The following is a 25,029-nucleotide window of genomic DNA, read 5'->3' as shown; positions in this document are numbered from 1 at the left end:
ATCCAGCCATGCTTTAGTTTTCCTTTTTCAGGGAGAGCACCATGAGCGAATTCGACCTCGGCCGCCGTCGTGTCATACAAGCCGTGGGTGCCGGGCTGTTGTTGCCGGGCCTGGCGCCGGCCGTCATTGCCTCGGTCAAGGATCGGCCGCAACTCACCGATGGCGTGCAGTCCGGCGACGTGCTGGGTGACCGGGCGATGATCTGGAGCCGCTGCGATCGCCCTGCGCGCATGGTGGTGGAATGGGACACCCGCAGCCTGTTCAGCAATCCCCGTCGTTTTGTCTCGCCGTTGGCCGTGTCCGATACCGATTTCACGGCCCGTGTCGAACTCACCGGCCTGCCCGCGGGCCAGGCGATTTTCTACCGCGTGCACTTCGAAGACGCCCAGAGCGGCGTCGCCAGCGAACCGTGGTTCGGCCATCTGCGCAGCGTGCCGCAAACCCGTCGCGACCTCCGTTTCGTCTGGAGCGGCGACACCGCCGGCCAGGGCTTCGGCATTAACCCGGACATCGGCGGCATGCGCATCTACGAAGCCATGCGTTTGCGCCTGCCAGACTTCTTTATCCACAGCGGCGACACCATCTACGCCGACGGTCCGATACCTGCGCAGCTCACCACAGAGAGCGGCCGCGTGTGGCGCAACATCACCTCTGAAGCCAAGAGCAAAGTCGCCGAAACCCTCGACGATTATCGCGGCAATTACCGCTACAACCTGATGGACGAAAACATCCGCCGCTTCAATGCCGAGGTTCCGCAGATCTGGCAGTGGGACGACCATGAAGTGGTCAACAACTGGTCGCCGGGCAAGCAACTGGATGAGCGCTACAAGAGTAAAGATATCCACAGCCTGGTCGGTCGCGCGCGTCAGGCCTGGCTCGAATATGCACCGATGCGGTTGCAGAGCGCCGATGGCGGTGGGCGGATTTATCGCAAGCTCGGTTACGGTCCGTTGCTCGATGTGTTCGTGCTCGACATGCGCAGTTATCGCGGGGCCAATGACGACAATCTGGGCGCCGCCAAACCGTTCCTGGGTCGTGAACAACTGGACTGGCTCAAACGTGAGTTGAAGGCCTCCAAGGCCCAGTGGAAAGTCATCGCTGCTGATATGCCGATTGGCCTCGGCGTACCGGACGGTGAAGTCATCCCTGGCGTGACGCGTTGGGAAGCTGTGGCCAATGGCGAGCCGGGACCGGCCCAGGGGCGTGAAATGGAAATCGCCGAATTGCTCGGTTTTCTGAGGGCGCAGCAGGTGCGCAATTTTGTCTGGCTGACGGCGGATGTGCATTACTGCGCCGCGCACCATTACCACCCGGATCGAGCGGCATTTCAGGATTTCGAACCGTTCTGGGAGTTTGTCGCCGGGCCTTTGAATGCGGGGAGTTTCGGGCCTGATTCGCTGGATAAGACCTTTGGTCCGCAGGTGGTGTTCGAGAAAGCACCACCGGCACAGAACACCTCGCCGTTTGCCGGGTTTCAGTTTTTTGGTGAGGTGAATATTGATGGGCAGACGGGGGAGATGAGCGTGGTGTTGCGGGATTTGGATGGGGTTGGGGTGTTTGAACAACGGTTACAACCGGTCTGAGATATCAGCGCATGATCGTTCCCACGCTCTGCGTGGGAATGCAGCCCGAGACGCTCCGCGTCCCATCCAGAGCCGAACGCGGAGCGTCCGTTGAGGCATTCCCACGCAGAGCGTGGGAACGATCAGGCATGGTGGATCAGTAGACGTCGCGGCGGTAGCGACCTTGCTCGATCAACCGGTCGACCTCTGCAATTCCGAGTATTTCGTTGAGTACGTGATCCACGCCTGAAGCCATCCCTTGCAGGCTGCCGCAGATGTAGATCACCGCACCCTCGGCCAGCCATTTTTTCAACTCGCCCGCCGACTCGCGCAGTCGATCCTGCACGTAGATCTTCTCGGCCTGATCCCGCGAGAACGCCAGGTCCAGCCGCTCCAGATCCCCCGAAATCAACCACTCCTCAAGCTCATCGCGACACAGATAGTCATGCTCGCGATTGCGTTCGCCGAACAACAGCCAATGACGTTGCTGGCCATCGGCGATCCGCGCCTTGAGCAAACTGCGCAGCCCGGCCAGGCCGGTGCCGTTGCCCAGCAGGATCATCGGCACCGGTTCGACCGGCAGGTGGAAACCGCTGTTGCGCCGTACGCGCAGGCTGATGGTGCCGCCCACCGGGGCGTGTTCGGTCAGCCAGCCGGAGCCGACACCCAGGCTGCCGTCAGGATGCAGTTCCTGGCGCACGATCAGTTCGAGGATGCCATCGGCGGCGATCGAGGCGATGGAATATTCGCGCATGGCCAGGGGCACCAGCGCGTCCACCAGCGCCTGCGCATGCAGGCCGACCAGGTGAGCCCTGTTTTCGGGCAGTTGTCGACTGGCGAGGGCTTGTTCCAGCGATTGCGACAAGCCGTCGAGCGCAACCGTGGCGCGACCGTCAATGCCCAGGCCATCGAGGAAGTGTTCGATCGCCCACGGACAATTGCGCGGCAACACTTCCACCAGGTCACCGGCCAGCCAGCTGCTGGTGCTGGGTGCAGTGAGGCCGAGAAGATAAACGCCCGAACCGCTGCTGTCAGGGTTGAGCAAATCACGGCGGGTCAGGTTCCAGTTGTCATAGCTTGGCGCTTGCCAGGTGTCCACGGGGGCCTGTCCGGTCAGCAAGCCCAGTTGCTGCTGCCAGTGACGCAAGGCGTAAGGGTCGCCGCTGTCGACCTCCACCGGCGCGAACAGGGTCTTGCCGCCGTGCTCGCCCAGCCAGGTGTGCAAGCGTCGGGCGAAACCGCAGAAGTGCTGATACTGCCGATCACCGAGACCGAGGACGGCGTAGTTCAGGCTTTCCAGGCTCAATGTCCGCCGCAGCACTTTGCGCTCGAACCCCCGGGCGCTGTCCGGCGCTTCACCGTCGCCGAAGGTGCTGACGACGAACAACGCATTGCTGGAATCACGCAAGTCTTGCTCGCTGACGTCCGCCAGCGGCTGAACCTTCACCGGCAGGCCCGCAGCCTGCAATTGCCCGGCGGTCTGCCACGCCAGTTGCTCGGCAAAGCCGCTCTGGCTGGCGAAGCCGATCAGCCATGCCGGCGTGTCGCTACCCGGTTGCGCGAGGCCGTTGCGGGCATCCTTGATCTGTTTTTTCTTGCGCCGGCGATCGAGGTACAACAACCAGCCCGTGATGAAAAACAGCGGCATCGTCAGCGAGCTGATCGTCAGGATGATCCGCCCGATGATTCCGAAATAACTGCCGACGTGCAGCGCGTAAATGCTGGTCAGCAGTTGCGCCTTGAGGCTCTTGTCACTGTAGCGATCATGCCGCGCGACGATACCGGTCGCCGGGTCCAGCGTGATCTGGTTCAGCGCGCGATCGTGGGGCGAGGTGTTCAACAGGTAGAACACGGTGGCGGGTTTTCCGGCCACGGGCGGCATGCGGATGTTGTAGGCGCTTAGTGCCGGGCCGGCAGCGCTGTAGATGCTGCTCCACATCGCGGCGTAATCGGCGGTAGGCGCCGGGCCGCTTGGCGCAGGACCGCGACCGCTGCGGGCGCGCTCGTTCTGCGGCGAGTCGGAAAGCAGTCGGGTCAGACCCTTGTTGTACCACTCATAGGACCAGGACAAACCGGTGAGTGCGGCCAGGAGGTAAAACACCAGGCACCAGGTACCGGCCACCGAGTGCAGATCCCAGTTGAAGCTGCGGCCTTTTTTCTTCCAGTCGAGGGTCAGCCAGGCACGCCAGCTTTTCCACTGACGCGGCCAGCGCAGGTACAGACCGGACAGGCAGAAGAACACGAGAATCAGCGTGCATGCGCCGGTGATTTGCCGACCGGTATCGCCCATGGCGAGGAAGCGGTGCAGTTGCAGCATCAGGCCGAAGAAATCCTGGCCAGTGGCGTCGCCCATGAACTCGGCGGTGTACGGGTCGAAGTAGCGCATCTGCCCACGTCGTTCGCCCGGTGGCGGGGTAAAGATCACGCGCGCGGCGTTGCCGCTGTCGGTCTCGACCCAGAGCATCGAGACTTTCTTGCCCGAGGCGCCTTCGATTTTTTCCACCAGTTCGGCGGGCGGCAGGACGCCAGCGACCTGCTTTTCGACCTGCAACACAGAAGGGTTCAGCGCGCGCAGGATTTCATCCTGAAACGATACCGTCGCCCCGGTGATGCCCATCAGGGCCAGGACCAGTCCGGCGCTGATGCCGAAAAACCAGTGCAACTGGAACAGGGTTTTCTTCAACACGTCACTCGCCTTGTTCGTTCGAAAATATGATCACGGCGCGCATTATGCCGTGGGTTGTCGAGAAAGATTCTTTCTTGCGCACAAAAGCCCCGTTCACCTGGATGAACGGGGCCTTCCCTGATTTCAGCTTCCATCCGCACGCATGTAGGAGCACAGCTTGCTCGCGATGACGGTGTGTCAGCCAACATCAATGTTGAATGTGCCGGCGTCATCGCGAGCAGGCTCGCTCCCACAGGATCAGAAGTGGAAGTTGGCGCTCAGCAGGGCAGTGCGACCCGCCGCCACGTGGGCGTAGTGGGTCTGCAGTATCTGGTCGAAGTAACGCTCGTCGGTCAGGTTCTGCACGTTGAGTTGCAGGTCGACGTTCTTGGTCAGCGCATAGCTGGCCATTGCGTCGTAGCGCCAGTAGGACGGGATCTCCACCGAGTTGGCGATGTTGCCGAACTGCGAGTCGACGAACGTGGCACCGGCGCCGACGGTCAACTTGTCCGGCACCAGGTCATAGGTCGACCAGAACGTGAAGTTGTTCCGTGGAGTGCTTGGCATGTGGTTGCCTTCATCGGCAGCGAGGGTGGTTTTGACCACTTCGCTTTCCATGTAGGTGTAGCCGCCGAAGACTCTCCAGTTACGGGTCAGTTTGCCGCTGTAGCTCAGCTCCACGCCATTTACCCGCTGCTCGCCGTCCAGCACTTGCGTGGTGGCGCCATCCGGATCGTTCATCCGCGCATTGGTTTTCTCGGTGCGGAACAGTGCGGCGGTCAGCGACAGGTCGTCACCAAAGAAGTCCCACTTGGTACCGATCTCGTAGTTGCGGTTCTTTTCCGGGTCCAGATCACTGTTGTTCGCCGCCAGTTCCAGGCCCCCGTTGCCGCTGGTTTCACCGGACGGGTTGCTGGAGGTGGAGTAGGCCGCGTAGATGCTGCCGTTAGGCAACGGGTTGTAGACCACGCCGATCTGGTAGTTGACCAGGTCGCTGGTGTTTTCACGGGAGAAATCGTTCGCTGGCACGGTGCTGCTGGCGTTGGCGTGGCCGCTGGATTTGACCTGATAGTTGTCGTAACGCAGGCCCAGGTTCAGGGACCATTGTTCGTTGAACTTCAGCGTGTCGAACACGTAGGCCGCAGCGGTTTTGGTGTCGGTGTCGGTGAACGCGGCGCTGTCGGTGATCGAGCCGTTCCAGTGATCCCCTGGCGTCGGGTTCTGCAGGCTGGTGCAGTCGCCGGAGTTGAACAGGGCACGGTTGCAGCGGGTGCCGCTGGCGGTCGAGGTCAGGATGTACGGGCGGTTGTGGGTGTCCTGATAGGAAAACTCAAGGCCGGTCACCAGACTGTGCTCGATGGCGCCGGTGTTGAATTTTGCACTCAGGTCGGTCTGGTTGATCCAGCCGCTGGACGTCGAGTTACGACTTTTCGCGCCGCGATACACGCTGCCGAGTGCCGCGTTGCCCTTGCTGTCGTCCGGGTTGGTGACGATGTAATCGAGCGTGGAACGGGACATGCGGAAGCTGTTCGACACGGTCAGGTTATCGTTCAGATCGTGTTCGATCTCGATGGTGCCGCTATCATTGCTGGTCTGGCGATAGTCGCGACCGGTGAGGCCGTAGAAGTTGTCACGATCGACATGCACAGGTTTATCGACGTTGTACTTGCTGCGGTTGGGGCTCAAGGACAACGGCAGGCCGTAGTCGGGCATGTCGTCGGTTTCGACGTGGTAGTAACCGACGGTCAGGCGGGTGTCGGTCCCCAGGCCGAACGCGAAGGACGGTGCTACGCCCCAACGGCTGACGTCCACGGCATCACGGCCGGCGACGTTGGCTTCGTGTTTCATCAGGTTCAGACGAAAGGCCGAGGTGTCGGTCATCTGCTGGTTCAGGTCGAGGGTGGTGCGCTTGGTCTGGTCCGAGCCCCAGGTGAAGCCGCCGTTGTAGGCATTACCGAGTTTGGCGGTCTTGCTCACCAGGTTCAGGCTGCCACCGGTGGAACCGGCGCCGGTGAAGGCTGATCCCGGGCCCTTGCTGACTTCGATCGATTCTACGTTGAAGATCTCACGGCTCTGGGAGGCCGGGTCGCGCATGCCGTCGATGAACACATCGCTTTCTGCGTTGAAGCCGCGAATGATCGGGCGATCGCCGGCCGGGTTGCCGCCTTCACCGGCACCGAAGGTGATACCCGGTGTGGTACGCAGCGCATCGACCAAACTGGTGGCGCCCGTGTCGCGAATCACTTGTTGCGGAATCACGGTGACGGTTTTCGGCGTTTCACGCAGCGGCGCGGTGTATTTCTTGTTGGCCGAGGTATCGGTCTTGTAGGAGGTCTCGTCCTGGGCTTCACCGTTGATAGCGGTAGCGCCCAGGGAAATCACGTTGCCCGGTGCTTTTTCGTCAGTCTTTTCAGCCGCGAAAGCCATATGGCCCGCAGAGCCGGCAGTGATCGCCACGCCAATTGCAGACGCGAGCAAACGCGGTGAACTGACCGGTAATTGTGATTGTTGGCGTGACATGAGAATTCCCCTCCCCAAGGATTTGAGGCCGCGGAATATAGGGTAAACAGTTATTTGTATCAATTGCGAAACGTTACTATTCGCGACAAATTTACATTCTTTACAATTTACCCTTACGGTTTTTGCTGTCTCGTTCGTCGCGGTGTTTTACACGGGCAATAAGAATCAATACCATTGGCACCCCTTTGCCTTCAGGTGTCATCCCATGCTGCTGCACATTCCCGGCGTGTTCGCGAAAGAAGAAGTGCAGCGCATCCGCGAGGCTCTGGAGCAGGCGGATTGGGCTGACGGCAAGATCACCGCCGGCTACCAGTCGGCCAAGGCCAAGCACAATCTGCAACTGCCGGAAGGTCATCCGCTGGCCAAGGAAGTCGGCGCGGCGATGCTGGAACGGCTGTGGAAAAATCCGCTGTTCATGTCAGCCGCGTTACCGCACAAGGTCTTTCCTCCGTTGCTGAACTGTTACACGGCGGGCGGCAGTTTTGACTTTCACATCGACAACGCCGTGCGCCAGCCCAAGGGCAGCATCGAGCGGGTGCGCACCGATTTGTCGGCCACCCTGTTCTTCAGCGAACCGGACGACTACGACGGCGGCGAACTGGAAATCCAGGACACCTACGGCACCCAACGGGTGAAGTTGCCGGCCGGCGACATGGTTCTGTACCCCGGCACCAGCCTGCACAAAGTCAACGCCGTGACACGCGGCACTCGCTACGCTTCGTTCTTCTGGACCCAAAGCCTGATCCGCGAAGACAGCCAGCGTGCCTTGCTGTTCGAGATGGATGGGGCGATCCAGCAACTGACCCAAGACATGCCCGACCACCCTTCGCTGATTCGCCTCACCGGCACGTATCACAACCTGTTGCGTCGCTGGGTCGAGGTATGAGTTATCAACTGCGCCGCGAGGAAGTGCTCGACGGTGATCGTCTCAAAGCCATGCTCGAGGAAAGCCCGGCGCGCGCTGCGCAGGCGATTCTGATCGCCGCCCGCGAAGGTGTACTCGACGCCCAGGCCTTGCTCGGGCAGATTCTGCTGGATGGGCAGGGCATCGAGCAGGATCAACCGCTGGCCTTGCGCTGGTTCGAGATCGCCGCCCAAGGCGGGCACTTGATGGCGCGCAACATGCTGGGTCGTTGTCATGAGCATGGTTGGGGTTGCGTGGCCAATGCTTCGGTTGCTGCGGGGCATTATCGCCAGGCTGCCGAAGCAGGGCTGGATTGGGCGATGTACAACTATGCAAATCTGCTGGCGACCGGGCGGGGTGTCATCGAAGATCAGGAGCAAGCGCTGAGTCTGTATCGCCGGGCGGCGGAACTGGGCCATGCGAAATCGATGAACTTGCTGGGACGATATCTGGAGCAAGGCCATTATTGTCCTGCTGATCCTGTGGCGGCGTTTGATTGGTATCGACGTTCGGCGCTGGGCGGTGATTTTCGTGGGCAGTTCAGTTACGGCACTTGCCTGACAGAACGAGGGCAGTTGGATAGCGGATTGGCTTGGTTGCATGAAGCCATGTATTCGGGGCACTGCAACTTCCTGCACACGGCGGCGAAAATCTTGTATGAAGCAGGAATGTCCTCCCTTGGGGAAGCTTATCTACAGCAAGCTGAAAAACTAACAGCATGAAGTAGCGGGTCTGAGTAATGACCGGTAGTTTTGGTCTTTTATTGTTGATCGATTGCTCTTGAAGTGAAAGCGACAAGGCTTCTTGCATTTTTATGAAGTGTTGTAAGGGGATGTTGTTATTGTTTTTTAATACATGGATTTGTATTTTTTTTGACAGTTTGGCAGCGGTGCATCTAGTCTAGGTTCTGCCTGGCGAAGTTAGGCATTAATGATCCCGTCTCGGCAATGAAGCTGGGTGCGAAATACTACTCAATGGAATGAATTATGAATAATGGTTGTGGGAAGAGGCACTGGAGGGTGCGGGTTATGAACAGCTGGCAGAGTTTGCGGCTGAAGTTCCGAGGCTGTTGCTAGTGTCTTCGGTTGCAGACTCGGATAACGTAGTGCGCAGTACCGGTCTTGTGCTGACAAAAAACGAAATCATCAGTATAAAAAAATACGTATCAATCGCGTTTAGTTTTCCGACTACGCTCCCCACTGTTACTGATTACCTACGCTATGGGGTTGGAGAAGATGGTGGTACAGGTCTAAGGCCTAATGATTTTTTAAGCACTTTTCAGATGATTCGTGCTCACGCAGAAACATGGAGCGATCTACGTGAGAAAATTATGATGACTTCTACCGATCTTGAAATGTTTGGTGCTGTGATGCGTATCTGGGGTCGTCAGATGGAGCGCTTCTATGACAGCGACGAAGCCACCGATCTGATAAAGAAGTATAAGATCAAGACGTATGAAGATCTAAAGCAAGTCGAATATGAATGGGAAGGGGTGTTTCCTGGTATTAAGTTGGATCCTGATACCGTGCTTAATCTACAGTCTGTACTTCACACCATTACTGGTGATATTGGTCAATATCTGAAGGCAACCAGCGAGATAAAAACGAAACTTGATACCTTCGGCAATACTCTTGAACAAGACGTGATCCCGGCAATCGGCCGTCGTCTGGAGTTTATAAGTAACAATAAATACCCTGGGGAGATTGATGCGCTTAACAAGCGAATCACTGACCGTGCAGCCGATATCGAGCGAATGAATCTTGAGTACAAGGCGTTGGTGGAGAAATCGCTGGGGGCTGCAGCGAAGATGAATTTTTTTGGTCTCGGGATGGCAATCTATCTGGGCGTAGAGGCCGAAAATATCCGAGCGGAAAGAAAACAACTGAATAAACTTCAGGAGCAGGATATTCAAAGCTTGAATAGCAAAAACGTAACCCTTGGATCGTTGAAGCGAGTTGAGCATGATTTGCAGAACTGCAAAGTGGCAGCGCTCGATGCTGAGGTGGCGACGAATAACTTACGTTACAACTGGAATGTAATTGCCGACTATGTCAAAAAATCTGCTACTAATGTAGGAGCCATCACTGATGCGCTGAAGTTGTATGAATTCATGGTTAAGTTTCAGCTAGTCGTTGCATCGTGGGTAAAAATTGAAGAGCGTGCCGGTGAATTGGCCCGAGTCTTTGCGGAAGCAGACAGGGAGTATCAAGGCGAAGCCGTAAGCTCGCGTATGGCAACGCGGAGCATGGTTTTTTCAATCTATCCGTCGTTGGATCTTGACGCGATGTCATCCGCCAGAAAACTGATGCGAGCGGACAGCGCTCGTGCGGTTGCGTTGTCCGAGCAATTTGACTATCTCCCTGATCTCGTTAGCCGATTCGCGCTGCGAGTGGACAACGTGTTCGATGCTTCTCGGAAGTTGCAAGGTTCTTCTGATTCAGCCTTGCGCGTGCTCAACGACACTTTTGATGAAATGACCTTGCTCGATAAAACGCTAGCGAGGGAAATCGCTCGCGGCAATGAAGACGCCATTGAATCTATCAATGCTGATCGTATGAAGCTACTGACAGATACCGCAGATGATGTAAAAAAAAGCACAGGATAATATTCAGCGTTCTCTAAATAATATCGATGTTTTCTTTGATAAGACGCAAACAATCGGATTTGGCGTAAAGCTCGAAGAAGATATAAAATATGCCAAGGCTCGGGAATCTGACTTCATGTTGCAGATGAGCGAGTTGCAGGAGATTCAAAACAACGTAGATAAAGCTATCAAGCTGATCGAAAGCAAAGGCATTGAGCTCATTGGCAATGATGTTAATTTGACGATCGATAAACTTAAGTCTATCAACATGACCATGCCGGAAATTGAGCTCGTCATGATGGCAATCGATCAACTGAAGAAAACAATTGAAGGTATTGTGAGGGATGTTTCCTTTTTGTTTCTGCTGGCGCAAAGTAAATTGCTGCGTGAGAAAATCGATGTCTTGCGGGTTTCCATTGCAGAGCAAGTAAAACTGGTCATACAGTGTGAGGGTAAAATCAAGCTTATTGGTGCGATCCATAACATTGATGCGCACTGCGGCGTTTACAAGACTCACTACGAGCCGGCTGTCGATGCTTTTGCACTGTTTGGTTCTAGCATTGGTCATGGGTCTACAGTAGTGCCAGTTGATACGTTTTTTGCAGAGGCCGATAAGTTTATTGAGTTTCTCAAGCCGTTATCTATTCCCCTCAAATAATTTTTACCCGAACAGATCTAGATTCTATTTGTATGAATTAATGATGCCGGAGGACAACTCCGTCGGTATCATTGAAATTACTAAGGTGCTTGCAAATGCACGGTTATTTGTTAGACGAGAAAAACTTCATAGCATTGAAGAGTTATATCAGTTTCTTAAGCAGTCTGCCGGCAACACTGACGGAGATTCAGCGTTTTTCCGAGTCATTCCAGCGGCAAGGGCACCGTATGATTACACCGCCAAATGCCGTCATGCTCGCGCAAGCGGCTAGGACTAACGATTTGGCATGGCAATCTTTAAAGGTGGCCGTTCCTTCTTTGGGTCAATCGTGCGCCAAGGCTTTGGCGGATGCACAGGGATTTATCGACGAGTTTCGAGACACGACAAAACTGATAAATGGACGGACGTTGGTTAGCAGTATTGATCCCGCACGCTTCAGTATTTTCAAGTCTCTTCCGTGGAGTGTCGTGCCGGCTGCCGATGTGATTAGTTTGCTGCGAGAGTTGGACCGACGGCTTTCTCAATGTGCGGCTGGAATAGCCCAATTCAAACAGGCTGTGAATACAGTCGGCGGAACATTGCACAGCATTTTTGTCCGATTTATTGAATCCTTGAGTATTGATTTGTGTAGTTGTGATGGGCCTATTTCCAAAATAGAAGCGTACTACACTTTGGGGCGAATCGGCTTGCCAGGTATGCAATACAATCCTGGGGGAAGTTATTCCCATGAGCAGCGTGTGGAATATGCTCGGACTCATCTGAGTAACTTGCGGAGCATGAGAAGAAATACTGCCAGCGCTGTGGACAATCTGAACGACTTTTGCTATCGACTTGTACAGTTGATTGAGCACGCACGACGTCAGTTACAAGCGAATCATCCTCGCTCCTCAGTGGATCGCTGTCACGGGTTATTCAGTATTGCCGAAGTAGGTCTCTCTGAAGTCAGAGACATGTCTGAAGATTTAATACTGATTTCCCGTAAACTCAACCCATAAAAAATGCCCATGCTGTTGAAGCATGGGCATTCTTTTTTTTCGTCAGGCGCTTACACGTAAAACGACTTCAGCGGCGGGAAGCCATTGAACTCAACGGCGCTGTAGCTGGTGGTGTACGCGCCGGTCGACAACCAGTACAAACGATCACCGATCGCCAGGTTCAGCGGCAAGCCGTACTTGTAGTTCTCGTACATGATGTCGGCGCTGTCGCAGGTCGGGCCGGCGATGACCACTTCTTCCATCTCGCCTTTCTTCTCGGTCCAGATCGGGAACTTGATGGCTTCGTCCATGGTTTCGATCAGGCCGGAGAATTTGCCCACATCCGTGTACACCCATCGCTCTACCGCGGTACGGGATTTACGCGCGACCAGCACCACTTCGCTGACCAGGATACCGGCGTTGGCGATCAACGAACGGCCCGGCTCCAGGATGATTTCCGGCAGGTCGTCACCGAAGTCTTCCTTGAGGAAACGGATGATTTCTTCGGCGTAGGTTTCCAGGCTGTTGGTGCGGGTGATGTAGTTGGCCGGGAAGCCACCGCCCATGTTGATCAGCTTGAGAACGATGCCGTCTTCTTCTTTCAAACGCTCGAAGATCACTTTGACCTTGGCGATCGCGGCGTCCCAGACGCTGATGTCGCGCTGTTGCGAACCGACGTGGAACGAGATGCCGTAAGGCACCAGGCCCAGGTCGCGAGCGAGGATCAGCAGGTCCATGGCCATGTCGGTCTGGCAGCCGAATTTGCGCGACAGAGGCCAGTCAGCGGTGGTCGAGCCTTCGGTGAGGATGCGCACATAGACTTTCGAACCCGGTGCAGCCTTGGCGATGTTGCGCAGGTCGGCTTCGGAGTCGGTGGCATACAGACGCACGCCCTTCTCGTAGAAGTAGCGGATGTCTTTGGATTTCTTGATGGTGTTGCCGTAGCTGATGCGATCCGGGCCGACGCCCTGGTTCATCACTTTGTCGAGCTCGTAGATCGAAGCGATGTCGAAGTTCGAGCCTTTCTCTTTGAGCAGGTCGATGATTTCAACGGCCGGGTTGGCCTTGACTGCGTAGTAGACCTTGGCGAATTCGAAACCGGCGCGCAGGTCGTCATAGGCCTGGCTGATCATCGCGGTGTCGATCACCACGAACGGGGTTTCTTGTTTGTCGGCAAAAGCCTTCATTTTGTTGAAGGTATCGCGCGCGAAATAGTCTTCGACGTTGATCGACATGCTTGGAACTCCTACTGGGCAAACAAAAAAATAAATGGGCGCAAATGAACGTCCTCCGTATCCCCACTTTGGTTCGCCTACTTCCCAAGGCATGTCGCCGAAAGCAAAAAGGCCATGGGAAGCGGTGCTTTCCCTTGGCCTTGCTGTCTCGTCGTCAGTACTTGAGCCGGATGGATCGTTTCCAGCATGGACGTTCGGCGCGAACTTTAGGGCGTGAGGGGCTTGAGATCAACAAAAAATGTCGCGTTTTTGCACGCTTCCGTCGTGCGGTCCCGGACAGCTACTGATGTAACCGACCTGCATGACAGTGTGATGTTCCCGTAGGAGGGATATTTGAGGGGGATTGGATGGCCCTTGTGGCGAGGGAGCAAGCTCCCTCGCCACAAAAGCACTAGTACCTCAGACAGATCAGGCCACCGCAGTCTCGGCCGGCGAAACAATGCTGGTCTTGCCACCACGGGATTTACCGGAGCTCAAGTACTCGGCAATCGATTCCTGAGTCACTTCCCCGAGGAACACCCGCTCGGCGTCCATCACCGGCAGCCACGAGCGGTTGAACTCGTACATGCGCGACAGCAGGATGCGCAAATGTTCGTCGAACGCGGCGGTGGCGTTGAATTCGCGCAAGTACTGCGCGCAAGTACCGGTCTGACGGTGCAGGTCGCGACGGCGCACGTAGCCCAATGCTTTATTGTCGGCGCAAGTGACCACCACATAGCGACGGTCAAGTTCGTCCATTAACTCCAGGGCTTCAGCCACTGGCGTTTCCGGGCTCACCGACGGCGCGTTGTCCGCCGCGTCTTCGGCTTTCACCAGCAACAGGCGCTTGAGGGTGCTGTCCTGGCCGACGAAGTTACTGACAAAGTCATCAGCAGGATGCGCCAGCAGCGTATCCGGGTGATCGATCTGCAACAGCTTGCCGGCGCGGAAGATTGCGATCTTGTCGCCCAGCTTGATCGCTTCATCGATGTCGTGGCTGACCATGATCACGGTCTTGTTCAGCGCACGCTGCATTTCGAAGAATTCGTTCTGGATCATCTCGCGGTTGATCGGGTCGACCGCGCCGAACGGTTCGTCCATCAACAACAGCGGCGCATCCGCTGCCAAGGCACGAATCACGCCGATCCGCTGCTGCTGGCCACCGGACAATTCACGCGGGTAGCGATTCAGGTACTGCTTGGGTTCGAGCTTGATCATGCTCATCAACTCGCGGGCGCGGTCGTGGCATTTCTGTTTGTCCCAGCCCAGCAGGCGCGGAACGATGGTGATGTTTTCCTCGATGGTCATGTTCGGGAACAGACCTATCTGCTGGATCACATAACCGATGTTGCGACGCAGGGTCACGGCGTCGAGGTCAGTGGTGTCTTCGCCGTTAATCAGGATCTTGCCGGAGGTCGGCTTGATCAAGCGGTTGATCATCTTCAGCGTGGTGCTTTTGCCGCAGCCCGATGGCCCGAGGAACACACAGATTTCGCCTTCATTGACGGTCAGGCTTACCGAGTCCACGGCTTTCACATCTTTGCCGTTGCTTTGGAATGTCTTGCTGAGGTTTTGAAGTTCGATCATTTGAGCAGTCCTTTTGGAGTCAGCGTGCGTTGCAGCCATTGCAGAAGCAGGTCGGCGAAGATGGCCAGGAGACTGACCAGCACGGCGCCGACGATCAGCATCGACATGTCGCTGCGGCTGATTGAAGCGAGGATAAGTACACCGAGGCCACCGGCGCCGATGGTCGCGGCGATGGTCATCACACCGATGTTCATGACCACGGCGGTGCGCACACCGGCGAGGATCACCGGCACCGCAATCGGCAGTTCGACCATGCGCAGGCGCTGGCCGAAGGTCATGCCGATGCCGCGGGCGGCTTCGCGAATACCCGGTTCGACGCCGGTCAGGGCCAAATAGGTGTTACGCATGATCGGCAGCAGCGAGTACAGAAACACTGCGGTGATCGCCGGCATCGGGCCCAGGCCCTGGCCGAATTTCGAGTAGAACGGCAGCAGCAGGCCGAACAGGGCAATCGATGGCACGGTCAGCAACACCGTGGCGCTGGCTTGCAACGGGCCGGCCAGTGTCGGGAAGCGGGTCATCAGGATGCCCAGCGGCACGCCGACCAAGATCGCCAGGGTCACGGCAATGCCGACCAGGGTGATGTGCTGTCCGGTCAGTTGCAAAACCTGCGGCCAGTCGAGATGGGAAAAGGCGTTAAGAAATTCCATGTCTTTTCCTCCTTAGTTCAATGGATGTTGGCGCAGGAAATCTGCAGCAACGGATGAAGGGCTTTCGTGATCGACATCGACCCGCGCGTTGAGCTGACGCATGGTGGCGTCGTCGAACAGTTCGGCCAGCGGCTTGAGCTCTTCGGCGAGTTTCGGGTGGGCGTCGAGGTAGACCTGACGCACTACCGGCGCAGCGGTGTAGTCCGGGAAGTAATGCTTATCGTCTTCCAGCAGTTTCAGCTTGAAGGCGTTCAAGCGACCGTCCGTGGTGTAGACCAGACCGGCAAACACCTGACCGTTGCGCAGGGCGGTGTAGACCAGCCCGGCATCCATTTGGCGGATGCTTTTGCGGGTCAGGTTCATGCCATAGAGGTCGACCATGCCGTCCAGACCGTCGGAACGGTTGGCGAACTCGGTGTCCAGGGCGACGAGGTGGTTGGTCTTCGCCTCAGCCTGCAGCACTGTGTTCAGCTCGCTGATGGTGTTGATCTGCGGGTAAGCCTTCGCGGTGTTTTCCGGCAGGGCCAGGGCGTAGGTGTTGCTGAACTTCGACGGGGTGAGCCAGACCAGGCCTTTTTTCGCGTCGAGTTCTTTCACCTTGGCGTAGGACTGAGCGCTGTCGAGCTTGTCGGTGACATGGTTGTAAGCCACCAGCGACACGCCGGTGTATTCCCACATCAGATCCAGCTGACCACTTTCGTGGGCGCTGCGGGCCAGGTTGCTGCCCAGACCGCCAGTCACCTGGGTGTCGTAACCCTTGGTGCGCAGGTACTGGGAGGTGATTTCCGCCAGCAGGGTTTGTTCGGTGAACACCCGGGCGCCGATGCGGATCACCGGTTTTTCAGCGGCTTGGGCAAACCCTGCGAACAGCAGGATGCAGCCTAGTATTAAGCTTGTTTTTTTCATGTGGATTCCTTTGCCGAGGCTTAAGACGGGCGCAAGCCGCGTTCGAGCCAGAGGCGGCTGGCGAGTGTCACCAAACCGTCGAGCAGCAAGGCCAGCAGGGCGGTGCAGGCCGCGCCGAGCAGCAGTTGCGGCTGATTATTCAGGGCGATGCCAGGGAAAATCAGGCTGCCCAGACTGTTGGCGCCAATCAGGAACGCCAGCGGTGCGGTACCGACGTTGATCGCCAGCGCCACACGCACGCCACCGATGATGATCGGCACGGCGTTCGGCAGTTCGACCCGCCATAGCACCTGAGTCGGTGTCATGCCGATACCGACGGCTGCTTCCTTGAGCGAACCCTGAACGTTTTTCAAGCCTTCATAGGTGTTGCGCACAATCGGCAACAGCGAGGCGAGGAACAGGGCGAAAATCGCAGGGCCGCTGCCGATGCCGAGAATGCCCAGGGCGATGGCCAGTACGGCGAGAGGCGGCACGGTGTTGCCGATGTTGAAGATCTGCATGAAGCGTTCAGCGCGGCCCACCATGGTCGGGCGGCTGAGAAAGATACCGGCGGGTATGCCCACAACAAGGGCGGCCAGCATGGAAGCGAGGACGAGAATCAAATGGGCTTGCAGGTAAAACAACAAATCGTCGCGGTACTGTTCGATCGTGTTGATGCCAATCCAGTGGACCAGCAGGGCCAGGAGGGCGACGACAACCGCACCTCCTATCAGCCCCTTGCCATAGCGAATAGCCACAGGCGGACTCCTTTTTTCTTTGTCGGCGAACGCAGTCCCGTGTGGCAATGCCATTCCTGGCTGCCGGGAAAACAACGTTCGCGAGAAGCAGCTCTTCATGCTGATAAAACCGCATGAGATCGAGCCATAAGCGCAGCCTCGTCAGGCCAACTTGCTGATTTTTCAGCCCCTGATACGAGTGCCGTAACAGGGGAGTGGACGTCTGCACCTTTTAAAAGGTTCCATAATTAGCAGCAATTAGCCACCCATGATCTCCCTTCCGGCCCATCGCTCGCCATTGGCGACAGGGCGAACGGTGGTCCGTAGAGGTCGGTTTGCGCTATACTCGCCGCCCTTTTTTGAATCACCTGCCAGGCGATTTCCCATGACCAAACAGGCCGCCGAAGTCGCGAAACGCCGCACTTTCGCCATTATTTCCCACCCCGATGCCGGTAAAACCACCATCACCGAGAAGCTCTTGCTGATGGGCAAGGCGATTGCGATTGCGGGCACGGTGAAATCTCGAAAATCCGACCGCCATGCCACCTCCGACTGGATGGAAATGGAAAAACAACGGGGTATTTCCATTACCACGTCGGTCATGCAGTTCCCGTATCGCGACCACATGATCAACCTGCTCGACACCCCGGGCCACGAAGACTTCTCCGAAGATACCTACCGCACCCTGACAGCGGTTGACTCGGCATTGATGGTCCTCGATGGCGGTAAGGGTGTAGAGCCACGGACCATCGCGCTGATGGACGTCTGCCGTCTGCGTGACACGCCGATCGTCAGCTTCATCAACAAACTCGACCGTGACATCCGCGACCCGATCGAACTGCTCGACGAAATCGAAGCGGTCCTGAAGATCAAGGCCGCGCCGATCACCTGGCCGATCGGTTGCTACCGCGACTTCAAGGGCGTCTATCACCTTGCCGACGACTACATCATCGTGTACACCGCCGGGCACGGCCACGAGCGCACCGATGTGAAAATCATCGAAAAGCTCGACTCCGATGAGGCTCGCGCGCACTTGGGCGACGAGTACGATCGCTTCGTCGATCAGCTGGAACTGGTGCAGGGCGCCTGTCACGAATTCAATCAACAGGAATTCCTCGACGGCCAACTGACCCCGGTGTTCTTCGGGACTGCATTGGGCAACTTCGGTGTCGATCACGTGCTCGACGCCGTGGTCAACTGGGCGCCGAAACCGCTGGCCCGTGTCGCCAACGAGCGAACTGTTGAGCCAGTCGAAGAAAAATTCGCCGGCTTCGTGTTCAAGATCCAGGCGAACATGGACCCGAAACACCGCGACCGTATCGCCTTCATGCGGATCTGCTCCGGCAAGTACGAAAAAGGCATGAAGATGCGCCACGTGCGCACCGGCAAAGACGTGCGGATCGGCGATGCGCTGACCTTCTTCTCCTCCGAGCGTGAGCAACTGGAAGAAGCGTTTGCCGGCGACATCATCGGTTTGCACAACCACGGCACCATCCAGATCGGCGACACCTTCACCGAAGGCGAAGTTCTGGGCTTCACCGGTATCCCGCACTTCGCCCCGGAACTGTTCCGTCGCGTGCGCCTGCGTGATCCGCTGAAATCCAAGCAACTGCGTCAGGGCCTGCAGCAATTGGCAGAAGAGGGCGCCACTCAGGTGTTCTTCCCGACGCGCAGCAACGACATCATCCTCGGCGCCGTCGGTGTGCTGCAGTTCGATGTGGTCGCCAGCCGCTTGAAAGAGGAATACAAGGTCGAGTGCTCTTACGAGCCGATCACTGTGTATTCCGCGCGCTGGATCGATTGCGACGATAAGAAGAAGCTCGAAGAGTTCAGCGTCAAGGCTGTGGAAAACCTTGCCATCGACGGCGGTGGTCACCTGACCTACCTGGCTCCGACGCGGGTCAACCTGGCGTTGATGGAAGAGCGCTGGCCGGATGTGAAATTCCGTGCGACGCGTGAGCATCATTAATTTGTAGGAGCAGGGGGCGTCTAGCCCTTGCTGGCGATGGCGGTTTTGAGATTGCCATCGCGAGCAAGCTTTGCTCCTACAGGATGTGTGGCGCACCCGAAAGCCCGTGGCGAAAGCTGCGGGTTTTTTTTGATTTTTTGTCAGCTCCAGGTGATCGGTGTGAGGTTTTTCTGTAGGTCTTTTTTCCTGACTTTGTAGCTTGCCTCTGTTTTTTCGTGACCAGGGTTTTTACCCGTGACAACGCAATTGTTGGGGTCTAGTGTTCGGAGGACCTTTCGCAAACAGCGATTTTCCACGGAAAAGGAGCACAAGGGATCAATGGAATGACCAGTCGGCTTACTCACCTGCTGCGGCTGGACGGCTATTTCTGCGTAATGGCCTGGGTGCTGGCGGCGCTGTTGTTCATCAATCGCTTGAGCACCATGGTCAAGCTGTTCATGGCGTTGTACCTGCGCCAGGAACTGGGGCTCGCGATTGAAACCGTTGGCTGGTTGTTGTCCGGATACGGTGCCGGTTTGCTGATTGGCTCAATGGTCGGCGGACTATTGAGTGATCATTTCTCCACGGCGCGCCTCACCGCCGCGTTGTTTTTTGTCTCAGTATGGGTTTTGGTCTTGCTGGGGCTGGTGACTGACGTGCCTTTGCTGGCTGGGTTATTGCTGTTCAGCGGTGTACTCGATGGGGCGATTCGTACCCTTCATCAGCGGTTGATCATGGAGTATTGCCAGGTTGCGCAGCGTGCTCGTGCGCAGTCATTGAGTCGTGTAGCCAGAAACCTGGGTATGGCTGTCGCCGGAGTGGTGGGTGGGATCCTGGCGCAGACTGATTTTCGCTGGGTGTTTTTTGTCAGTGCGGCCCTGACGCTAGTGGCTTTTTTGTGGTTTGTCCGGACGACGTTTCATCGACCGGTCTTGATACCGGATGAGGTGCCTGAAATTGCTTCAGGTTCATGCGTACCGTATCGAAACAAACCGTTCCTGTGGTTGTTGGCGGCTGCTGTGGTGCTCGGCCTGGCCTTTGACCCGGTCTACAGCATGTTGGGCAACTATTTACTCGAGTATTACCGGTTGAGCACCGAGGTCATTGGGTGGCAATTTGCACTCAATGCGATGCTGGTGGTGCTGCTGCAAATACCGTTATCACATTGGAGTGAGCAATGGGGCGTACGTCGGCAACTGGTGGCGGGGAGCCTGTTATTGGCCTGCGGGCTCGGGATGTTGCCCTTGGGTTCCGGGGTGCTTTATGTCTGCCTGTCGACGGTGATCTGGACTCTGGGCGAAGCTCTGTTCATGCCGCCCCTGAACGTGCTGGTCATGCAGCATGCGCAAGGTGGGAAAAGCGGGCATTACTTCGGTCTTTTCTTCATGTGCTGGAGTGCGAGTGCGCTGCTTTCGCCTGCGCTTGGAGGGCAGCTCTATGGTCATTTCGGTGGGCATAGCGTCTGGCTGGCCAGTGCGGCTCTGGCGGTCCTGTCCATACCGCTGATTTATCAAGCGACCCGCTTGTCAGGGGCGCCAAAGGTTCGTCCAGCATTACGCGGCGAGCCTGCTGCACTTAGCTGATCTGGTTATAGGCGTTATTCACAACCAATCTCCCCGGCAACGGGTATTCCGTCCATTAGTTAGCGTCCACGGAATCAATCGGAACTAGATTTGACTCAGCGCCAGAGAGGCACCGCGGTTTCACCTGTAAATGGATGGATTCGGCTATGAACAGATTGCTACGCGTTGTATTGATGTTGAAAGTATTGGTAATGCTGGCCCTCGGCAGTTCGGCGGTCTGGGCCGAGTGCGAGGAACACGATGCCCAGGCTTCGAGTGGGCAGGCCGGGCAGGGTGAGTTGATGCTCGCCAAGTCCGAATCCGAGCCGGGGGATCAGGGGCAGGGTGGCAGCGCGGACGATGATGACTCGACCACTGACGAGCCGGACAGCGATGAGGCTGAAGGGGCTTGAGTGATAGACAAAAGAAAACCCCTGCTACCCGACTGACGCGCAGCCGACAAGTCCCTGTGGGAACGGCGGTGTGGCGATTCGACTTGCTCGCGAAAGCGGTCTGTCAGTCGATTTTAAAGATGACTGGCATAACGCCTTCGTCCGGAACGCCGCCCGGAGCAAATCCGCTCCCACATTTTTATGCCGCGCCGTCGAGGAAATGCTCGGCGTATGCGTGACCCGTGAGCATCATTAAGGTCCGGCGGTAATAGAAAGGATGAAGCTGTGATGAATCTGCCCTTTTTTATGGCTGATAACTATTGAACTAGACTTTTCGGGCCTATCCGCAGTTGCTTCAATGACAGTTCTGCTCCCATGTGCATCGTTTCAACTAGCGCAGTGGCATCTTGACGATTGCTTCGCCCATGTCGGTCATTTTCTGTTCTTGATATTAGTCACGCTCAAGTGCAAACAAAGTAGAGTGTGCAAGACGGCGAGCAGATACGGTTACTTATATAAGAATATAAAGTTTAGGATTCATATAGCAAAATCAACTAATTAACTGTCATTTTTTACAGGTTACGTTCCTGTGTTTTTAGTGTTTTATCAGTGAGCGGTCAGGTATTTGCCCATGTGCAGTATTCACTAATTATGCAGGAGCAACATCATGTCATCACAGGACAAGCTGAGAAGTCATATTTTGTCTGGCGTCAAGGATAATTCAAGCAAGAGTAGCGGAACACTGGCAGGCGAAATCACAAATCTTATCACTGGCATAAAGTATGAGGTGACGTCTGGTATTTTTTATCGATTTACTGGGGATTATCCCAGAGTAGCTATATCGGGTGCCGACCCTGAGGGAGATGGGAACGGTTACGAAATTAACATGCATTTTCTTGAGAACGACCCTCCTTCCGGAACCTACACAGTAGGTGGTGATAATTGGAAAGGATGTTCGTATTCTCGCTGGCCTGACGAGCAATATTTTTTTGCGGAGTCGGGAGAGTTGAGGTTGTTGAATTTTGAGAGTGTCACTACTTTAGAGGGCGAGCTTAGTTTTGTCACTCATGTTGGAAATCAGCGCCAGTATAAGGTTGATGTCACGTTCAAGGTGGTTGGGTGGTAGTTTGGGGGCTGCTTGGTACAGTGAACGGATTGGTTGACGTGAGAGGTGCTGAAGTTGAGGCTTTCACCTTAGGGTGGTCGACCTCCTATAAAACATATAAAACCCCTCTCGCCGGACAGACGTGCTATCCGACTAGAACGGCTGTTGAACACAAGCAATGCTCTGGACTCACCCTCCAGAGCATTTTTTTGCAGGTCAGACCACAAACTGCTCGGCGTAGTGGCAAGCCACCTGACGGCCATCGAGCAGGCGCAGGGCCGGCTCTTCAGTGCTGCAACGCTCGGTCGCGTACGGGCAGCGCTTGTGGAAAGCACAGCCGGACGGCGGGTTCAACGGATTAGGCAACTCGCCGACGATCTTGATTTTCGGCTTGTTCGGGTCCGGGTGAATGGTCGGGGTGGCCGACAGCAGCGCCTGGGTGTACGGGTGCAGAGGACGCTCGTAGATGTCGTTCTTCGGGCCCATTTCCACCGGGCGACCGAGGTACATCACCATCACGTCATCGGCGACGTGCTGCACCACCGCCAGGTTGTGGGAGATGAACACGTAGGCGGTGTTGAACTCTTGCTGCAAGTCCATGAACAGGTTCAGCACCTGTGCCTGAATGGACACGTCCAGCGCCGAGGTCGGTTCATCCGCGACCAGCACTTTGGGTTGCAGCATCATCGCGCGGGCCAGGGCGATCCGCTGGCGCTGACCGCCGGAGAACATGTGCGGATAACGCTGGTAGTGCTCAGGTCGCAAGCCCACCTGCTTCATCATCGCCTGCACTTTCTCGCGACGTTCGGCGGCGCTCAGGTTGGTGTTGATCAGCAATGGCTCGGCCAGTTGGTCACCGACCTTTTGCCGTGGGTTCAGCGACGCGTACGGGCTCTGGAACACCATCTGCACGTCTTTGCGCAGTTGTTTGCGTTGAGCCTTGTCAGCGCCGGCGACTTCCTGCCCGGCGATTTTCAAGGAGCCGGAGGATGGCTCTTCGATCAGCGTCAGGGCGCGGGCGAGGGTGGATTTGCCACAGCCCGATTCGCCGACGACAGCGAGGGTCTTGCCGGCTTCCAGCTCAAACGACACACCGTTCAAGGCGCGTACGGTTGCATGGCCTTTGAACAGGCCACGGGACACTTCGTAGTGACGGGTCAGGTCGCGGGCGGTAAGTACGACGGCCATTACGCCACCTCCTGATTCAGCGGGTAGAAGCAGCGGGCGAGGCTGTTGCTTTTCGGGTCAAGGGTTGGACGTTGCTGGCGGCAGTTGTCCTGCACGTACGGGCAACGCGGCGACAGCAGGCAACCTTGCGGGCGGTCATAACGACCGGGAACGATGCCCGGCAACGTCGCCAGGCGGGTGGCGCCCAGGCTGTGTTCCGGAATCGCCTTGAGCAGCGCTTCGCTGTACGGGTGCGCCGGAATGTCGAACAGCTGAGGCACCTGACCCACTTCGACCGCTTGGCCGGCGTACATCACGCACACGCGCTGAGCGGTTTCGGCCACGACCGCGAGGTCGTGGGTGATCAGCACCAGGCCCATGTTCTGTTCTTTCTGCAACGCCAGCAGCAGGTCCATGATCTGCGCCTGAATCGTTACGTCCAGCGCGGTGGTCGGCTCGTCGGCAATCAGCAGTTTCGGTTCGCCGGCAATCGCCATGGCGATGGCAACACGCTGGCTCATACCGCCGGACAGTTGATGCGGGTAAGCATCCATACGGCTGGCGGCGCCTGGGATCTCCACTTTTTCCAGCAGTTCGATGGCGCGCTTGCGGGCGTCCTTGCGGGACATTTTCAGGTGCAGGCGCAGCACTTCTTCGATCTGGAAACCGACGGTGTAGCTCGGGTTCAGCGCGGTCATCGGGTCCTGGAACACCATGGCCAGGTCTTTGCCGACGATTTGCCGGCGCTGACGGTTGCTCAGCTTAAGCATGTTCTTGCCGTCGAAATTCAGGGCGTCGGCGGTGACGATCCCCGGATGTTCGATCAGGCCCATCAGCGCCATCATGGTCACGGACTTGCCGGAACCCGATTCGCCAACGATGGCCAGCACTTCGCCCTTGTCCACGGTAATGTCGAGGCCGTCGACCACCGGAACGGCGTTGGCGTCGCCGAAGCGAACGTTGAGATTCTTGATTTCTAACAGTGACATTTGAATCTCCTCAGGCGGCGTTCTTGAGTTTCGGGTCCAGCGCATCGCGCAGGCCGTCGCCCATCAAGTTGATTGCCAGCACGCTGAGCAAAATGGTCAAACCAGGCAGACTGACGACCCACCAGGCGCGTTCGATGTAGTCGCGAGCCGAAGCCAGCATGGTGCCCCACTCAGGGGTTGGCGGTTGTACGCCAAGGCCGAGGAAGCCCAGTGCCGCGGCATCGAGAATCGCCGAGGAGAAACTCAAGGTAGCCTGAACGATCAGCGGCGCCATGCAGTTGGGCAGCACGGTGACGAACATCAGGCGTGGCAGACCGGCACCGGCCAGGCGCGCGGCGGTTACGTAGTCGCGGTTCAATTCGCCCATCACCGCGGCGCGGGTCAAGCGAACATAGGACGGCAACGAAACCACGGCGATGGCAATAATGGTGTTGATCAGGCCAGGGCCGAGGATGGCGACAATCGCCACGGCCAGCAGCAGGGACGGCAGGGCCAGCATGATGTCCATCAGACGCATGATGGTCGGGCCGAGCAAGCGCGGGAAGAACCCGGCGAACAGACCCAAGAGGATGCCCGGAATCAGCGACATCACCACCGACGACAAGCCGATCAGCAGGGACAGGCGCGAACCGTTGATCAGCCGCGACAGCAGGTCGCGACCCAGTTCGTCGGTGCCGAGCAGGAACTGGATTTGCCCGCCTTCCAGCCAGGACGGCGGGGTCAGCAGGAAGTCGCGGTATTGCTCGCTCGGGTCATGCGGTGCAACCCACGGCGCGAAGATCGCGCAGAAGATCACCAGCAGCATGAACATCAGGCCGGCGACGGCGCCTTTGTTCCTGGAGAACGCGTGCCAGAATTCTTTGTAGGGCGACGGATACAGCAGGCTTTGATCGACTGCTACCGGTGTAGTGAGAGTGGTCATGGTC

20 protein-coding genes are annotated in these 25,029 nt (G+C 57.0%); 10 read left to right on the top strand and 10 right to left on the bottom strand.

Annotated features, from left to right (window positions below; translation table 11 throughout):
• The first annotated feature begins 41 nt into the window (after positions 1 to 41).
• Positions 42 to 1,583, top strand: a complete 1,542-nt coding sequence (locus PFAS1_RS07205) for an alkaline phosphatase D family protein (protein WP_076028682.1) — start codon at positions 42 to 44, stop codon at positions 1,581 to 1,583.
• Positions 1,584 to 1,719: 136 nt separating this feature from the next.
• On the opposite strand, the gene PFAS1_RS07200 is transcribed toward PFAS1_RS07205, so the two are convergent.
• Positions 1,720 to 4,248, bottom strand: coding sequence for a PepSY domain-containing protein (locus PFAS1_RS07200; protein WP_076028681.1), 2,529 nt, complete (start codon positions 4,246 to 4,248; stop codon positions 1,720 to 1,722).
• Positions 4,249 to 4,485: 237 nt separating this feature from the next.
• The gene (locus tag PFAS1_RS07195) at positions 4,486 to 6,747 is read right to left on the bottom strand and encodes a TonB-dependent receptor (RefSeq protein WP_076028680.1); all 2,262 of its coding nucleotides are present in this window, start codon (positions 6,745 to 6,747) and stop codon (positions 4,486 to 4,488) included.
• Between the two features lie 205 nt (positions 6,748 to 6,952).
• Here PFAS1_RS07195 and PFAS1_RS07190 point away from each other — a divergent pair, with 205 nt between their 5' ends.
• The 5 genes from PFAS1_RS07190 to PFAS1_RS07170 all read left to right on the top strand — a co-directional run bounded on the left by PFAS1_RS07190 (position 6,953) and on the right by PFAS1_RS07170 (position 11,888).
• Complete coding sequence (locus PFAS1_RS07190) at positions 6,953 to 7,633, top strand: Fe2+-dependent dioxygenase (protein ID WP_076028679.1); 681 nt, start codon at positions 6,953 to 6,955, stop codon at positions 7,631 to 7,633.
• Positions 7,630 to 8,373 carry a tetratricopeptide repeat protein gene (locus PFAS1_RS07185; protein WP_076028678.1) on the top strand — a complete coding sequence of 248 codons (744 nt, stop codon included), beginning with the start codon at positions 7,630 to 7,632 and terminating at the stop codon, positions 8,371 to 8,373. Before PFAS1_RS07190 ends, PFAS1_RS07185 begins: the two co-directional genes overlap by 4 nt.
• A gap of 275 nt (positions 8,374 to 8,648) precedes the next feature.
• Positions 8,649 to 10,256: an alpha-xenorhabdolysin family binary toxin subunit A gene (locus PFAS1_RS07180; protein WP_076028677.1), complete on the top strand. Its 1,608-nt coding sequence runs from the start codon at positions 8,649 to 8,651 to the stop codon at positions 10,254 to 10,256.
• 1 nt (position 10,257) lies between these two features.
• Positions 10,258 to 10,893 carry an alpha-xenorhabdolysin family binary toxin subunit B gene (locus PFAS1_RS07175; protein WP_156886702.1) on the top strand — a complete coding sequence of 212 codons (636 nt, stop codon included), beginning with the start codon at positions 10,258 to 10,260 and terminating at the stop codon, positions 10,891 to 10,893.
• 95 nt (positions 10,894 to 10,988) lie between these two features.
• Positions 10,989 to 11,888 (top strand): hypothetical protein, encoded by a 900-nt coding sequence (locus PFAS1_RS07170; protein WP_076028675.1) that lies wholly within the window; start codon positions 10,989 to 10,991, stop codon positions 11,886 to 11,888.
• A gap of 50 nt (positions 11,889 to 11,938) precedes the next feature.
• Here PFAS1_RS07170 and PFAS1_RS07165 read toward each other — a convergent pair whose 3' ends face one another.
• From PFAS1_RS07165 to PFAS1_RS07145, 5 genes are all read right to left on the bottom strand, one after another.
• Positions 11,939 to 13,102 (bottom strand): type III PLP-dependent enzyme, encoded by a 1,164-nt coding sequence (locus tag PFAS1_RS07165; RefSeq protein ID WP_076028674.1) that lies wholly within the window; start codon positions 13,100 to 13,102, stop codon positions 11,939 to 11,941.
• Positions 13,103 to 13,510: 408 nt separating this feature from the next.
• Positions 13,511 to 14,668: an osmoprotectant ABC transporter ATP-binding protein OsmV gene (locus tag PFAS1_RS07160; RefSeq protein ID WP_008148962.1), complete on the bottom strand. Its 1,158-nt coding sequence runs from the start codon at positions 14,666 to 14,668 to the stop codon at positions 13,511 to 13,513.
• Positions 14,665 to 15,318, bottom strand: coding sequence for an ABC transporter permease (locus PFAS1_RS07155; protein ID WP_076028673.1), 654 nt, complete (start codon positions 15,316 to 15,318; stop codon positions 14,665 to 14,667). Before PFAS1_RS07155 ends, PFAS1_RS07160 begins: the two co-directional genes overlap by 4 nt.
• A 12-nt stretch (positions 15,319 to 15,330) precedes the next feature.
• Positions 15,331 to 16,224, bottom strand: a complete 894-nt coding sequence (locus PFAS1_RS07150; protein WP_076028672.1) for a glycine betaine ABC transporter substrate-binding protein — start codon at positions 16,222 to 16,224, stop codon at positions 15,331 to 15,333.
• A gap of 20 nt (positions 16,225 to 16,244) precedes the next feature.
• Positions 16,245 to 16,961 (bottom strand): ABC transporter permease, encoded by a 717-nt coding sequence (locus PFAS1_RS07145; protein ID WP_074873724.1) that lies wholly within the window; start codon positions 16,959 to 16,961, stop codon positions 16,245 to 16,247.
• 364 nt (positions 16,962 to 17,325) lie between these two features.
• Between PFAS1_RS07145 and PFAS1_RS07140 the strand changes: the two genes are divergently transcribed.
• The 4 genes from PFAS1_RS07140 to PFAS1_RS07125 all read left to right on the top strand — a co-directional run bounded on the left by PFAS1_RS07140 (position 17,326) and on the right by PFAS1_RS07125 (position 21,968).
• Entirely contained in the window at positions 17,326 to 18,909 is a 1,584-nt protein-coding gene (locus tag PFAS1_RS07140; RefSeq protein WP_074873726.1) for a peptide chain release factor 3, read from the top strand.
• 323 nt (positions 18,910 to 19,232) lie between these two features.
• Positions 19,233 to 20,471, top strand: coding sequence for an MFS transporter (locus PFAS1_RS07135; protein ID WP_076028671.1), 1,239 nt, complete (start codon positions 19,233 to 19,235; stop codon positions 20,469 to 20,471).
• A 146-nt stretch (positions 20,472 to 20,617) separates the two neighbouring features.
• Positions 20,618 to 20,863, top strand: coding sequence for a hypothetical protein (locus PFAS1_RS07130; protein WP_076028670.1), 246 nt, complete (start codon positions 20,618 to 20,620; stop codon positions 20,861 to 20,863).
• 646 nt (positions 20,864 to 21,509) lie between these two features.
• Positions 21,510 to 21,968, top strand: a complete 459-nt coding sequence (locus PFAS1_RS07125; protein ID WP_076028669.1) for a hypothetical protein — start codon at positions 21,510 to 21,512, stop codon at positions 21,966 to 21,968.
• Positions 21,969 to 22,163: 195 nt separating this feature from the next.
• On the opposite strand, the gene PFAS1_RS07120 is transcribed toward PFAS1_RS07125, so the two are convergent.
• From PFAS1_RS07120 to PFAS1_RS07110, 3 genes are read right to left on the bottom strand one after another with little or no spacing between them, the layout of a single operon-like run.
• A complete protein-coding gene (locus tag PFAS1_RS07120) occupies positions 22,164 to 23,135 on the bottom strand; it encodes a peptide ABC transporter ATP-binding protein (RefSeq protein WP_076028668.1) in 972 nt (323 codons plus the stop codon).
• Positions 23,135 to 24,103 (bottom strand): ABC transporter ATP-binding protein, encoded by a 969-nt coding sequence (locus PFAS1_RS07115; protein WP_076028667.1) that lies wholly within the window; start codon positions 24,101 to 24,103, stop codon positions 23,135 to 23,137. The genes PFAS1_RS07120 and PFAS1_RS07115 overlap by 1 nt, the downstream gene beginning before the upstream one ends.
• Positions 24,104 to 24,113: 10 nt before the next feature.
• A complete protein-coding gene (locus PFAS1_RS07110) occupies positions 24,114 to 25,025 on the bottom strand; it encodes an ABC transporter permease subunit (RefSeq protein WP_074873742.1) in 912 nt (303 codons plus the stop codon).
• Positions 25,026 to 25,029 lie beyond the last annotated feature (4 nt).

Source organism: Pseudomonas frederiksbergensis, assembly GCF_001952935.1.
Lineage (GTDB): Bacteria > Pseudomonadota > Gammaproteobacteria > Pseudomonadales > Pseudomonadaceae > Aquipseudomonas > Aquipseudomonas frederiksbergensis.
The sequence above is the reverse complement of the archived record's forward strand: the minus strand, read 5'-3'. Positions and strand labels throughout refer to the sequence as shown.